7 protein-coding genes are annotated in these 14762 nt (G+C 66.3%); 6 read left to right on the forward strand and 1 reads right to left on the reverse strand.

The features are described 5' to 3' along the window. Positions 1 to 98: 98 nt before the first annotated feature. From groL to XaplCFBP3123_RS13720, 4 genes are all read left to right on the forward strand, one after another. Positions 99 to 1739: a chaperonin GroEL gene (gene groL / locus XaplCFBP3123_RS13705; protein ID WP_011035771.1), complete on the forward strand. Its 1641-nt coding sequence runs from the start codon at positions 99 to 101 to the stop codon at positions 1737 to 1739. An 840-nt stretch (positions 1740 to 2579) separates the two neighbouring features. Further along, the gene (locus XaplCFBP3123_RS13715) at positions 2580 to 5471 is read left to right on the forward strand and encodes a TonB-dependent receptor plug domain-containing protein (protein ID WP_104534528.1); all 2892 of its coding nucleotides are present in this window, start codon (positions 2580 to 2582) and stop codon (positions 5469 to 5471) included. A 495-nt stretch (positions 5472 to 5966) separates the two neighbouring features. Further along, positions 5967 to 6176: a hypothetical protein gene (locus XaplCFBP3123_RS21245; protein WP_146091345.1), complete on the forward strand. Its 210-nt coding sequence runs from the start codon at positions 5967 to 5969 to the stop codon at positions 6174 to 6176. Positions 6177 to 6203: 27 nt separating this feature from the next. Beyond that, the gene (locus XaplCFBP3123_RS13720; RefSeq protein ID WP_104534529.1) at positions 6204 to 7277 is read left to right on the forward strand and encodes a 3-deoxy-7-phosphoheptulonate synthase; all 1074 of its coding nucleotides are present in this window, start codon (positions 6204 to 6206) and stop codon (positions 7275 to 7277) included. Between the two features lie 412 nt (positions 7278 to 7689). Here XaplCFBP3123_RS13720 and XaplCFBP3123_RS13725 read toward each other — a convergent pair whose 3' ends face one another. Then, positions 7690 to 9204 (reverse strand): acetyl-CoA hydrolase/transferase family protein, encoded by a 1515-nt coding sequence (locus tag XaplCFBP3123_RS13725; protein WP_102596496.1) that lies wholly within the window; start codon positions 9202 to 9204, stop codon positions 7690 to 7692. Between the two features lie 403 nt (positions 9205 to 9607). On the opposite strand from XaplCFBP3123_RS13725, the gene XaplCFBP3123_RS13730 reads away from it, so the two are divergent. Beyond that, on the forward strand, positions 9608 to 11785 hold the full coding sequence (locus tag XaplCFBP3123_RS13730) for a hypothetical protein (protein WP_104534530.1): 2178 nt from the start codon (positions 9608 to 9610) through the stop codon (positions 11783 to 11785). A gap of 205 nt (positions 11786 to 11990) precedes the next feature. Then, on the forward strand, positions 11991 to 14405 hold the full coding sequence (locus XaplCFBP3123_RS13735; protein ID WP_104534531.1) for a hypothetical protein: 2415 nt from the start codon (positions 11991 to 11993) through the stop codon (positions 14403 to 14405). Positions 14406 to 14762 lie beyond the last annotated feature (357 nt).

Raw genomic sequence — 14762 nt, forward strand, 5'->3', positions numbered from 1 at the left:
AGCGGCTAGCGCCCTTCGCCATCCCACCCCGCCCCGATTCACGCTGTTGATCTACCGATTCCCCATTCCCTATTCCCCATTTCCGGAGTTACATACAAATGGCTGCTAAAGACATTCGTTTCGGTGAAGACGCACGTACCCGCATGGTTCGTGGCGTCAACGTGCTTGCCAATGCCGTCAAGGCCACCCTGGGCCCGAAGGGCCGCAACGTCGTGCTCGAGAAGAGCTTCGGCGCGCCGACCATCACCAAGGACGGCGTCTCCGTCGCCAAGGAAATCGAACTGGCTGACAAGTTCGAGAACATGGGCGCGCAGATGGTCAAGGAAGTCGCTTCCAAGACCAACGACAACGCAGGCGACGGCACCACCACCGCCACCGTGCTGGCCCAGGCCCTGATCCGCGAAGGCGCCAAGGCCGTGGCCGCCGGCATGAACCCGATGGACCTCAAGCGCGGTATCGACCAGGCCGTCAAGGCTGCCGTCATCGAGCTGAAGAACATCTCCAAGCCCACCACCGACGACAAGGCGATTGCCCAGGTCGGCACCATCTCGGCCAACTCGGACGAATCGATCGGCAACATCATTGCCGAAGCGATGCAGAAGGTCGGCAAGGAAGGCGTGATCACCGTTGAAGAAGGCTCGGGCCTGGAAAACGAGCTGGACGTGGTCGAGGGCATGCAGTTCGATCGCGGCTACCTGTCCCCGTACTTCATCAACAACCAGCAGAGCCAGTCGGCCGACCTGGACGACCCGTTCATCCTGCTGCACGACAAGAAGATCTCCAACGTGCGCGACCTGCTGCCCGTGCTGGAAGGCGTGGCCAAGGCTGGCAAGCCGCTGCTGATCGTCGCTGAAGAAGTCGAAGGCGAAGCGCTGGCGACCCTGGTGGTCAACACCATCCGTGGCATCGTCAAGGTCGTGGCCGTCAAGGCACCGGGCTTCGGCGACCGTCGCAAGGCGATGCTGGAAGACATGGCCGTGCTGACCGGCGGCACCGTGATCTCCGAGGAAGTGGGTCTGGCGCTGGAGAAGGCCACGATCAAGGACCTGGGCCGCGCCAAGAAGGTGCAGGTCTCCAAGGAGAACACCACCATCATCGACGGCGCCGGCGACTCGGCCACGATCGAAGCCCGCGTTGGCCAGATCAAGACCCAGATCGAGGACACCTCGTCCGATTACGACCGCGAGAAGCTGCAGGAGCGCGTGGCCAAGCTGGCCGGCGGCGTTGCAGTGATCAAGGTCGGCGCTTCGACCGAAATCGAAATGAAGGAAAAGAAGGCCCGCGTCGAAGACGCCCTGCACGCCACCCGTGCAGCCGTCGAAGAAGGCGTGGTCCCGGGCGGCGGTGTGGCCCTGGTGCGTGCGCTGGTGGCCGTCGGTAACCTGACCGGTGCCAACGAAGACCAGACTCACGGCATCCAGATCGCCCTGCGCGCGATGGAAGCCCCGCTGCGCGAGATCGTGGCCAATGCCGGCGAAGAGCCGTCCGTGATCCTGAACAAGGTCAAGGAAGGCACCGGCAACTACGGTTACAACGCCGCCAACGGCGAGTTCGGCGACATGGTCGAGTTCGGCATCCTGGATCCGACCAAGGTCACCCGTTCGGCGCTGCAGAACGCAGCCTCGATCGCCGGCCTGATGATCACCACCGAAGCCATGGTGGCCGATGCACCGAAGAAGGACGAGCCGGCGATGCCGGCCGGCGGTGGCATGGGCGGCATGGGCGGCATGGATTTCTGATCCAGGCCACTCGGCTGTTGCAGCAAAAAGGACCCCGCCGAAAGGCGGGGTTTTTTTGTGGCGATGAAATGGATAGCTCAAGACGCGATCGCCAGTCGATGATCACCGCCGAAGCATGGTGGCCGATGCACGCTTGCCGTCGGTCGCACATGGCCACGCAGCCGTCATAACCTCGTAGGAGCGCACCTGGGCGCGAAGAGGCTTTATCGAGAATGCCCCGTCGCGCCCGGGTGCGCTCCTACGCGGCGCCGGATGCGACGACCAGCCCGCGTATTCGGTTCGCGGACCCAACCGTGTCGCGCCCGGCGCGTGCATGGCCACGCAGATCCCATGACCTCGTAGGAGCGCACCTGGGCGCGAAGAGGCTTCACCGGGAATGCCCCCGTCGCGCCCGGGTGCGCTCCTACGCAGCGCCGATGCGACGACCGGCCCGCGTATCGGCGCGCGGCCCCAACCGTGTCGCGCCCGGCGCGTGCATGGCCACGCAGATCCCATGACCTCGTAGGAGCGCACCTGGGCGCGAAGAGGCTTCACCGGGAATGCCCCCGTCGCGCCCGGGTGCGCTCCTACGCGGCGCCGGATGCGACGGCCAGCCCGCGCAACCGGCTCGCGGCCCCAACCGTGTAGAGGTCTACGCAATTCCGCAGATCGTGAACCCGATCACACTTGCATGGCAATGTGTTGACACCGATGTCATCTCAGCCCTAGCGTCGATGCGCAGGCGCTTGCGCCGAACGGTCGGGGGGCCATCGGACAGGGGGCGGCGATGCGGTGCATCGCTCGCAGGCGTCGTTGCAGTGGAACGCCACGCCGGCCATGCCGGCCTCTCCCGGGGATCTTATGAACTGCCGCAGCCATCGCCTTGCCTTGTCGATTTCCTTGTCCCTTGCCCTGACCGCCGCCGTCGCACCGTCGGCGGCTGCCCAGCAGGCCGAGCCGGATCCACCGCGCGCCACCTCCACCCTGGACGCGGTCAGCGTCACCGGCTCGCGCATCAAGCGCGCGCAGGTCGAAGGCGCCCAGCCGGTGGTCACCATCTCCGCACAGCAGATCCAGCAGGAGGGCTTTGCCACCGTCTACGACGTGCTCAACAGCATGAACCAGCAGGGCTCGGTGGAGGCCGATACGCAGTGGGGCTCGCATACGCCCAACGCCTCGCCGATCAACCTGCGCGACCTGGGGCCGGGCCGCACGCTGCTGCTGGTCAATGGGCACCGCGTGGCCGATTACCCGCTGCCGTACGGCGGCGAAAGCAACTTTTCCAACTACAGCAACATCCCCTCCGCGGCGGTGGAACGCATCGACATCCTGACCGGCGGCGCCTCGGCGATCTACGGCTCGGACGCGGTGGCCGGCGTGGTCAATGTGATCCTCAAGCGCGACTATCAGGGCGACCAGGTGCGGCTGCGCGGCGGCACTGCGACAGAAGGCGGGCGCGACAGCTTCGACGTGTCATGGGCAGGCGGGCGCACCGGCGAAAACTGGAGCCTGACCTACGCGCTGCAGGCCACCCGGCGCGATCCGTTGAGCGGGCGCGATCGCCCCGAGATGGACGATTCCGACGACATGGCCTATTCCAACTGGACCGGCCAGAACCGCCGCTACGGCTTCAACCCGTTCACCGGCCTGAGCCTGGTCGATGCCAACACCAACGAACGCCTGGCGCCACCTGCCGACACCTGCGCGCGCTTTGGCGGCGAGTTCATCGACGCGCAACGGCTGAGCTACGACCAGAACACCGGGGTGGTCACCAATGCCGGCGATTATTGCGGCGTGGCGCGCGACTACGGCGACTGGGGGCTGGTCACCGGCAGCGAGGACTACTCGGCCTATCTCTACGGCACCTGGAAGTTCGGCGAGCACACCGAAGCCTGGGCCACGCTGTCGGCCAACCGCAGCATCGGCCGCTGGACCTACGACCCGCCGTACGTGTACCTGGGCCCGTTCCAGGACGCCGACACCGGCCGCTCGCTGTATGCGATCCGGCAGCTCACCCGGCGCGAGGCCGGTGGCTGGGACCGGCTGGCCAACTACAACAAGGAGCAGTCCTGGGACCTGAGCGCCGGCTTGCGTGGCGTGTGGGCCGACCGCTTCGACTGGGAGCTGAGCGTGGGCCGCTCGCGCTACACGGTGGACGAATACGTGCGCACCGTGGATACCGCACGTGCCACCGAGTACTTCCTCGGCAGCCCCACCGGCACCGCTGCCGATGGCGCGCCAATCTACGCGATCAACGAAGCACGGCTGTATGCGCCGCTGTCGTCGAGCGAATACGACGACCTGGTGGCCAAGTCGCACAACTCGGCGTATTCGTGGGTGAACCAGGCCAGCTTCAGCCTGAGCGGCGATCTGGTGCAGGGCTGGGCCGGGCCGATCCGCTTCGCCACCGTGGCCGAAGTCGCCAAGCAGGGCTACCAGCTGTCGCCCGACCCCTGCGCCAACGAGTGCTATCCGGTCGATGTGGTGGACAGTGGCGGTGGCGAGCGCATGCGCAGTTCGGCCGGGCTGGAACTGCAGATTCCACTGCTGTCGACGTTGAGCGCGAACGTCGCCGGTCGCTACGATCGCTACGGCAGTTACCGCTCTTCGGCCGCGATTGCGACCGATGTCGGCACCCAGAGCGACACCACCTGGAGCGCAGGTCTGGAATGGCGCCCGGTCGACAGCCTGTTGTTGCGCAGCACGCTGGCCACCAGCTTCCGCGCGCCGGACATGCATTACGTGCTCGGCGAACCCAGCTCCACCAACCAGACCGTGATCGATCAATACCGCTGCATCGCTACCGGCGCGTATCTCACCGGCGGGTGCAACGACGAGAACAGCAACATCTACTACACGGTGGATGTGAACCGTCGCGGCACCCCGGATCTGCGCTCGGAAACCGGCCGCTCGTTCACCGGCGGGGTGGTGTGGGACATCGTGCAAGGCCTGTCGCTGAGCGTGGATTACTACCGCATCGAGCTGGAGGAAATGATCAAGGATCTGGACCGCGACGAGATCCTGTCGGCCGAAGCCGGCTGCCGCACCGGCACCACCATCAGTGGCGGCGCCTGGAACAATCCCGGCGGTGCCGGCTATTGCGACACCATCACCTCGCGCGTGCTGCGTAATGCCGACGGCACCATCGCCAGCATCGAGCGCGGCCCGATCAACCTGGCGCAGATGGAAACCTCCGGCATCGACGCCTCGCTGAAATACCGGCTTGCCACGGCGGGTTGGGGCAACTTCCAGCTGTCGCTGGACTACAACAGCCTGTTGGCCTATCGCGAGCAGATCTACCGCACCGACAGCGACGAAAACCGCCGCGACGAACGCGTACGCAGCCGCGTGCGTGGCAGCGTGCATTGGGACAACGGCGGCGCCTGGGACTGGACGGTGTACTTCCGCCGGCTCGGCTCCATGCGCGCGGTCAACTGGGGCACCTGCGCGCGCTTCGACGACGGCTATCAACCCAGCGCCGCCGACGCATGCGTGGTCACCGACACCGCCAACGTGCATCTGGGCCAGAGCAGCAAGCGCTACTTCGGCCGCGTCGGCCCGGCGATCTACTGGAACCTCAGCACCGGCTACAGGATCACCGACCACGCCAAGGTCAACTTTTACGTCAACAACGTGTTCAACGAAGTGGGCTACGAGAACAAGGAGCGCTTTTACGGCTATGGCTTCTACAACACCACCTTGTTCAACCCGATCGGCCGCGAAGTGGCGGCGGAATATGTGTTCACCTTCTGATTGACGTGGCAGCCGCACCACACGTCACGGCATAGCGCCGTGACGTGTGGTGCAGGCAAAAACGGGCGCGCCGTTTGTCGTCCACCCTGCAGCAGGTGGGGTTGCGTGGTCACCGACGATGGTCGACACGAAACTTTTTTGCCGCAGGGCCTGACTGGATCTTGGCAGCGCGGGAGTTACCGCTACTTGTCGCTGGGTACGTTGTCCGAGTACGCAGCGCAGTGACCCAACATCGAAGCCGGCGCTGGTTGAAGCCATGTAAGGGAAAGAGGGCTGCTCGGGTGTACCGCGCCCAGTCCTGAAGTCCGCGGAGTTGGTGATCGATTGTTCGCATCGTCATGATCGGCCGTGCTTATGCCCGCGGCGTATCGGCGTTGCATCCCTGCGCAGGTTGCGTCTGAGACGCCGCAATTGCAGGGGTTTGGAAACGATAAAGTGCGGATCAGGCAATCGACCCGGATGGCGCCGGCAGCGCGCTGCAATGTTCCGTTGCCGATGAAACAGTGGCAACGTCGAAACGCGCGTGGTATCAATGCACCCAATGAACGCACCCCGCAGCCAGTTTTATTTTTGGTACTACGGTTTTCCGATGCCGCTGGCGGAGGACGGATTGCGCTCACCCTGAAGAAATCTTCAGCAGCATTCCCGAAAAGCCGCCAGCGCACACTGGCGGCTTTTTTGTTGCCGCCGCGCCTGGCTCCCTGATGCAACACCGCCCACCGAGACACTGTTATGCCGCCTGTGACCGATGACCTGCGTATCCGCAAGATCGAAGCCCTTGCCCCGCCTTCGCAGCTGCTGTCGCTGCTGCCCTGCGACGAGCGCGCTTCCGAGACCGTGACCAATTCGCGCGCCGTCCTGCACGCCATCCTGCATGGTCGCGACGACCGCCTGGCGGTGGTGATCGGGCCCTGCTCGATCCACGACCCGGTCGCGGCGATGGACTACGCGCACCGCCTGCGCCCATTGCGCGAGCAGTTCGGCGATGCGCTGGAGATCGTGATGCGGGTGTACTTCGAAAAGCCGCGCACCACCATCGGCTGGAAGGGCCTGATCAACGATCCGGATCTGGACGGCAGCTTCCAGATCAACAAGGGCCTGCGGGTGGCGCGCGGTCTGCTGCGCGACATCAACAACCTCGGTCTGCCGGCCGGCGTGGAATTCCTCGACATCATCTCGCCGCAGTACATCGCCGACCTGGTGGCCTGGGGCGCGATCGGCGCGCGGACCACCGAGAGCCAGGTGCATCGCGAAATGGCCTCGGGCTTGTCGTGCCCGGTGGGCTTCAAGAACGGCACCGGCGGCGACGTCAAGATTGCGGTGGACGCAGTCGGTGCGGCCTCGCATCCGCATCATTTCCTGGCCGTGACCAAGGACGGCCACACCGCGGTGGCCGCGACGGCGGGCAATCCGGATTGCCATGTGATCCTGCGCGGCGGCAAGCAGCCCAACTTCGACGCGGCCAATGTGGAAGCGGCCAGCCAGGTGCTCACTAAATCCGGCCTGCCGGCGCGCCTGATGATCGATGCCAGCCATGCCAACAGCGGCAAGAATCCCGAGAACCAGCCCAAGGTCATCGACGACATCGCCACGCAGCTGGAAGGCGGCGAGACGCGCATCGTCGGCGTCATGGTGGAGAGCCACCTGGTCGGCGGACGCCAGGAACTGGTACCGGGCTGCGCACTGACCTACGGCCAGAGCATTACCGACGGCTGCCTGGGCTGGGACGCCTCGGTGCAGGTGCTGGAGCGTCTGGCGACCGCCGTGCGTGCACGTCGTGCAAGGCGGGTTGCCGAAGCTGCGTAATGGTTGAGGCGGTGGGGTGAGCACATCCGGAATAGCGCTCGCTTGCGGCGACCAGCGGCCAACACGCCTGTCGAGCAGCCTGGCAATGAACACTGCCGTGCTGATGGCCGCTCCAAAACAAGAACGCCGGGCCGGCGCAGGGAGCCGGCCCGACGGATTGGACACCACCCAGTGATGACCCGTCGCGCCCAGCGGCAGGAGGGGGAGAGAGCCGTCCTGCCGCCGAATGCGAGCGGGCAGGAACGTTATCCGCCACCTGCGTGACATCGCGATGTCGCAGCATGTCGATGCCAGCAATGAAGTTCGCGAAGCGTTAAACACCGGCATGACGGCCGTGCTCCGATCTCTCTAGCAACACCGTCACGCTGGACTACAACCGCCGATTCCCGATTCCCGATTCCCCAATCCGCGCTCACCCCAACATATCCCCCGTCTCCAACCAGCGCTGATGCCACGACAATGCCTCGGTCAGCAGATGCGGGGTGTGCTTGCCATAGCTGTCGCGATTGGCGCGCGCCACATAATCTTCCAGCGCATCGCGGTAGCGCGGGTGTACGCAGTGATCGAGCAACTGGCGTGCGCGTTGCTTGGGCGTGAGGCCGCGCAGATCGGCCAGGCCTTGTTCGGTGACGATCACCGAGACGTCGTGTTCGGTGTGGTCGACATGGCTGACCATCGGCACGATCGACGAGATGCTGCCGGCCTTGGCGATGCTGGGGCTCAGGAAGATCGACAGGAAGCCGTTGCGCGCAAAGTCGCCTGAGCCGCCGATGCCGTTCATGATGCGGCTGCCCATCACGTGGGTGGAATTGACGTTGCCGTACAGGTCGGCCTCGATCATGCCGTTCATGCCGATGCAGCCGAGCCGGCGCACCAGCTCGGGATGATTGGAAATCTCCTGCGTGCGCATGATGATGCGCTGCCGGTAGAAATCGATATTGCGCTTGAACTCCTCGTTGCCCTCCGGGCTGAGCGCAAAACCCGTGCAGGAGGCGTAGCGCAGCACGCCATCGCGCAGCAGCGCGAGCATGCCGTCCTGGATCACTTCGGTGAACGCTTCCAGATCGCGGAAGCCGCTGCGTGCAAGCCCCGCCAGCACCGCATTGGGAATATTGCCCACGCCCGATTGCAGCGGCAGCAAACTGGCCGGTAGCCGGCCCTTGCGCACTTCATGGCGCAGGAACGCGATCAGGTGTTCGGCGATGCGTTCGCTGCTGTCGTCGGCGGCGGCGAACGGGCTGTTGCGGTCCGGGCCATGCGTGCGCACCACTGCCACGATCTTGTCCGGATCGCAGCGCAGGCTGGGCTCGCCGATGCGGTCGTCGCCGTGCACCAGCGGGATCGGCTTGCGCTGCGGCGGCAGTGCGGTGCCGTAATAGACGTCGTGCATGCCATCCAGGCCGGCCGGCTGCCAATCGTTGACCTCGATGATCACCTTGCTGGCCAGGTCCAGCCAGGTCTTGTTGTTGCCGATCGAGGTGGACGGCACCAGGCTGCCATCGGCGCGGATCGCCGAGACTTCCACCACGGCGGTGTCGATCTGCCCGTAGAAACCGAACCACACGTGCTGGGCGACGTGGCTGAGATGGATGTCGATATAGTCCAGCGTGCCGGCGTTGATGCGTTGGCGCGCGTCCGGGTCGGACTGGAACGGCATGCGCATGGCGATGCCGTCGGCCTTGGCCAGCGCGCCGTCCAGCTCCGGTGCGGTGGAAGCGCCGGTCATCAGCTTGATCTGGAACGGCTGGCCCTGCAGATGCGCCGCTTCGATGCGCTGCGCCAGCGCCATCGGCACCGCCTTGGGGTAACCGGAGCCGGTGAATCCGCTCATCGCCACGGTCTCGCCGGGCTGGATCAATGCGGCAGCGGCCTCGGCAGAAACCAGGCGCTCGCGCAGCGGTGCGTACAGGATGCGTTCGTCGGACATGGGCGGCACAGCGAGACAGGGAAGTCCCATTATCGCAGCTGCGTGCGTCGGCCGCGCTGCGACCTTGGTGCAATGCAACTGTGCGGACAGCGGCGAACGCATGCGAGGCGGCCTGTTGCGTAACGGGCCAGGGACGCAATACACATCCGGTACGTGGCCCCGCTTTCGCTGCCGCATCCGGGCGCTGGCGTAAGCGGGTTGTCCTCGCCGACCGCAGGCGTGCGGTTGCCTGGTGTGCCCGTGCCGGCCAGCCCTGTCGCGCACCACCCGCGCTGCGGCGCTGAATCCCCGTGCATCCCCAGCTGCTGCGCAGCGCGTCCGGTAACACGCCACCGGCCGCGTTCACGCCTCGCCGCCAGCGCAACCGCGATAGTGACGGCAGACTCGACTTCTGCCCGCGCCCATGCCCTCTCTTCGCGATCGCTTCCAGCGCTGGCCCCGGCCGTGGCGCATTGCAGGGAGCGTGCTGGTGGCGCTGTATGCGCTGTATCTGCTGGCCGGCAACCTGTTTCTCAACACGCCGCTGTTCGATGCCGTCACCAACCGGCAGCCGCATAAATTCACCCTGCAGACGGGTCCGGCACTGACCGTGTTTCCGGGGCAGGTGATGGCCTGGAACGTGCGCATGCGCGGACAGGCCAACCGCACCGTGTACGTGTTTCACGCCGATCGCGCCAATGCGCGTGTGGCCTTGCTGCCGCTGTTGCGGCGCGAGGTGCGCCTGCCGTGGTTGCATGCCACCGGACTGAGCGCGGAAGTGGAAACTTCCGACACCCCGATTCCGCCACCGCCGCGCGGCGATCAGGGCTGGACGCTGCGCTTCGATGCGATCACCAGCAACAGTATCCGCAGCGCGCGCCTGGGCAAGTTGCTGATCGCCGGGCAGGGCCACGGCAGCGTCGGCTTCCTCAAGCAGCTCAAGGGCGGCCCGTCGGAGCTGTTTCCTTCCGAAGCGGGCTTTCGCGATGCGGTGGTCAGCTATGACGGGGTGCAGGTGTTCAATGGGGCGCAGCTGGATGCGCAATTCCAGTTTCCGCGCCACTACCGCGACCAGGCGCCGGGGCTGCGCAAGCTCGGCATCACCCATGCGCGCCTGCGGCTGAAGGCCGCGACCGTCGCGTTGAAGATCGACACCGGCGCGCCGCATGTGGACATCCGCAGCGGGCCGTCGGCAGCGCGGGTGGAGGCCGACATCACGCTGGATCGCGGCACCCTGCAGGAGAGCAGTCATGCGGTCTGGCGCCTGCCGTTGATGGCCGGCGTCGGCGCGACCGACCGCGGCATGCTGGCGCTGCAGCTGGATGTGGCGCGCGACATCCGCGTGCAGGCGCGCCTGCCGCGCGACGAAAAGACGGGCAGCGAGCTGCATGCCGATCTGCGTATCGCCGGACGCAGCATTCCCTTCCAGGATCCTGCGCAGGTGCTGCCGCGCCTGTCCGGGCAGGTGCGTGGGCGCTGGCAGTTCGAATCGCTGAACTGGATCGCCGAGCTGTTCGTGCGCAAGCCCTGGTTCCAGCTCGCAGGTGGCGGCCTGGTCGAGGCCGACCTGCGGCTGGCGCAGGGCCGGCTCGCCAGCGGCAGCAGCCTGGAGATTCCGCGTGTGGAGGCAGTGGCGCATGTGTTCGATACGCGGCTGGCCGGTATCGCCAAGGCGCACGGACGCATCGACGATGCCGCCACGCCGCAGGCGCATCTGGACGTGAGCATCCCCACCTTCAAGGCGGCGCCGCGCGATGCGCCCAGGCAGATCCTGCTGGACGGCCGCGATCTGCAGCTGGCCATGCATGGCGACGCCGAACTGGCGCGCCTGCGCGACACGCTCAAGGCGCAGCTGCGTTTCAGCGATGCACGCGTCCCCGATCTCACCGTCTACAACCGTTACCTGCCGGGCAAGAACGTGCGCCTGCTCGGCGGTAGCGGCAGCCTGACCGGCGATGTGGCGCTCAATGCCTCCGGCGATGTGGGCAGCGGCCACGCCAACCTGCGTGGGCAGGGCGCGCATCTGGCGCTGGCCGGCGTACAGATGCGCGGCGACGCCGACTTGCAGGCGCAGCTGCAGCGTGCCGATTTCAAGAACAAGTTCTTCGACCTCAGCGGCACGCGCGTACGCCTGCGCAACATGCGTGTGGGCGACGACAGTGCGGATGCCAACTGGTGGGGGCAGATGCAGGTCGGTGCCGGCACGATCCAGGCCAGCGCGCCGTTCCAGGTGGATGCCGACGCGGCGATCCGCATGCGCGATGCTGCGCCGCTGCTGTCGGTGTTTGCGCAACGTGCCGACTATCCGCGTTGGGTCTTGGGCTTGCTGGATTCGGGCGAGCTCGATGCCACCGGCAGGGTGCGTTGGCGCAAGCAGCAAGTACTGATCGACGACCTGCATGCGGAGAATGCGCGCCTGTCGCTGCGCGCGCGGCTGGCCTTGAACGACGAGCAGCGGCGCGGCGATCTGTATCTGCGCTGGGGCGTGCTGGGCGCCGGGATCGAACTCGATGGCAAGCAACGCCAGTGGCACCTGGCCGGCGCGCGCGAGTGGTACGACGCGCAGCCGGGATTGCTGCCGGCGGTGTCGAAGGCGAAGTAAGCGGTTCGTTGTTTGAGGCTTGCGTAACGCGGACAGCTTCGCCGTCTTTGAAGAGGCAGTGCGCGCACTGCCGCGCGTGTAGGACATCCAATGCGCACCAGGCAGCCTGCCGGTGCCCCGCCGCAATCGCCGCTGCGCACCGCGCTCACGGTTTCCTTGGCACACTGCGCCACGCCGCGTGCGCGGTCTTCAGGAGCCTGCCGTCATGACGATGCCCGTTCGCGCCCGCTGGCAAAGATTGCCCCGCCCGGTGCGTTGGCCATTGCTGGCGTTATTGGTGGTGTACGCAAGCTATCTGCTGCTCGGCAACCTGTTGCTCAACACGCCACTCGGGCCGGCCGCGCTCAATCGCAAGCCGGACAGGTTCACCATGCACTGGGGCCCGGCAGTGACCTGGTGGCCGGGCCGTCTGGTGTTGTGGAAGGTGGAGTTGCAAGGCCGCTCGACACGCAACAGCTGGAACGTCAGCGCACAGCGCATGAGCGGGCAGGTGCGGCTGTTGCCATTGCTGCATCGGCAGTTGCTGGTGCCGGAGCTGCATGCGCAGGGTGTGCGTGGCGGCATGCAGGCGGCTGTGCCAACGCCCGGCGCTGCAGCGACGCAAGCGCCAGCGACGGGGCCGAACATGCAGGTGGCTGCCGCTCCGCTGACTGGCGCAGCCGGTACGACGCCGCCAACGACAACGCAGCACAGGATACCCACACGCACCACAGACGCCGCGGCAGGCACGCAGCCGTCCACACGGATGGCTGACGCGGCCACCAGCATGCCGCCATCTGCCCAGGTTGTCAGCATCGCCGGCGGACCGGCGGGTCCGCCATCGACCGCTCCGGCCTGGACCCTGCAGTTCGACCGCATCGTCGCCGATCAGGTCCAGGCAGTGACGCTGCGTCAGTTGCAGATCGAAGGCGATGGTCAACTGCAGCTGGGCCTGTTCAAGCGATTGCGCGGCGGGCCGATGGAACTGTTCCCCTCGCGGGCGCGCTTCGACAACGCACGGATGCGCTGGGGTGGTAGCGAAGTGCTGCGCAACGGCCAGCTGCGTATCGACGCCAGCATCGCGCGCCATGCACCGGACCAGGCGCGCGGGCTGGCAGTGCTGCGGCTTGCCGATGCGCAGGTGAGCGTGCATGGCGACACCGCGGCGCTGGATGTCATACGCAATGCGCAGGGACGCCACACGCTCGCCACACGTGCCGGCAAAGGGCGTGCGGATGGACAGTTGCGCTGGACGCGTGGCGCCTTGCAGCCCGGCAGCCAACTGCAATGGCGCGCACCGCTGCACGACAGCACGCGCACACCGGCTGCCCTGCTGGGCGAGCTTGCAGCGCAACTGCAGGTGGATCAGGACATGCGCCTGCAAGTCAGCATGCCCGAGCCGGCCGATGCCGGGCTGACGCTGGATGCCGATCTGCGCGTACAAGGCCGGCAGTTGCCGCTGCAATCGATGCGCAGCCTGTTGCCGCGCACCTCCGGGCATGCGCGCCTGCACTGGCAACTGTCCTCGCTGAGCTGGATTCCGGCGCTGTTTCCGGACGTGGACTGGCTGACGCTGGAAGGCGATGGGCTGGTGGATGCGGATCTGCGCATCGATCGCGGCCAGCTCGGTGCCGGCAGTCGCCTGCAGGTGCCGCACGTGCGTGCGCATGTCGGCGTGATGGGCCATGCGATCGATGGGCAGGCCAGTGCCGATCTGCGTGTCGATGCAGATGCCAACGGGCAATTGCTGCCTGCACTTGCCTTGCAGATGCAGCAGTTCTCGATTGCGCACAGCGATGCGCCCACGCGCCCGTTCGTGCAGGGCCGCGATCTGCGTCTGGAGCTGCAGACGCGCGCCGATGCGCGCAATCTGGCCACGCTGCGCGACGCCACGCGCGCGCATCTGGTGTTCGCCAATGCGCGTGTGCCGGAGCTGCGTGCCTACAACCGCTATCTGCCGCAGCAGCAGTTGCGCTTCGACGGCGGCAACGGTGTGCTCAGCGGCGATCTGCAGATCGAACCCGGCGGCCGCATCGGCAAGGGCGGCCTGCGCATCGGCGCACGTGCGGCGCGGCTGCAGTTTGCCGGCCTGGCACTGCGTGGCGATGTGGATGCGGATCTGCGTTTGCAGCGCGGCGATCTGCGTGCGGAAAACTTCCGCCTCGATGCCAGCACCATCCAGCTGCGCAATATCGGATTCACCGGACCGGATGGTCAGCGTCGCGATGGCTGGTGGGCGCGCATCGTGTTGGACGATACCCGCATGCAATGGCACCAGCCGGTCGGTGTGGATGGACGCGTACGCATCCAGGTGCGCGACCTGGCGTTCCTGATGTCGCTGTACGCGCGCGATCGTTCGATTCCGAACTGGATGCTGCGGCTGGTGGATGCAGGCCAGGCGCAGGTGACCGGGCGTGTGCATTGGCAGGGCGACACCGTCATCGTCGATCGGTTGCAGGCGCGCAACGAACGCTTCCAGGTGGATGCGCGATTGCGGTTGCAAGGCAGCCGACGCAGCGGCAGCCTGCTTGCGCGCTGGGGTGTGTTGAGCGCGGCCGTGGGGTTGCGCGGCGAGACCCCGGAATGGCACCTGCTGCGTGCGCCGGAGTGGTATCAGGCCCAGCCCGATCTGCTGCACTGAGGCTGCCGCGCGCCAACGCGCCGTGAAGGAAAAAGATCCAGTTCTGTACTGCCTGGTGTTGTTTTGCAGTGCAGCGTGCAAGTGGCGTTCGGGGCGCGCACTATGCTCCTGCATCCCGACGTGGGGGAGGGAGCAAAGCCCGCTGGCAGTTCGCTGCAAGCGGGCTTTTTTATTGCCTGCGGTATGCCGAGCCGAGCCACTGCATCTCCGCTCACCGCGCAAGACGCCCAGCTGTTGAGGGGTTGTCCAGGACACTCCTTGGTCGCCGTGTGCGTCATCGGCTCGCAGGTCGTCCAGCCGCACGATGGGATTGGACGGCGGCTGTGCCTGCACGCTCGACGGGCTTCCGCTAGAATG

The sequence above is a fragment of the Xanthomonas arboricola pv. populi genome (assembly GCF_002939945.1).
GTDB lineage: Bacteria > Pseudomonadota > Gammaproteobacteria > Xanthomonadales > Xanthomonadaceae > Xanthomonas > Xanthomonas arboricola_A.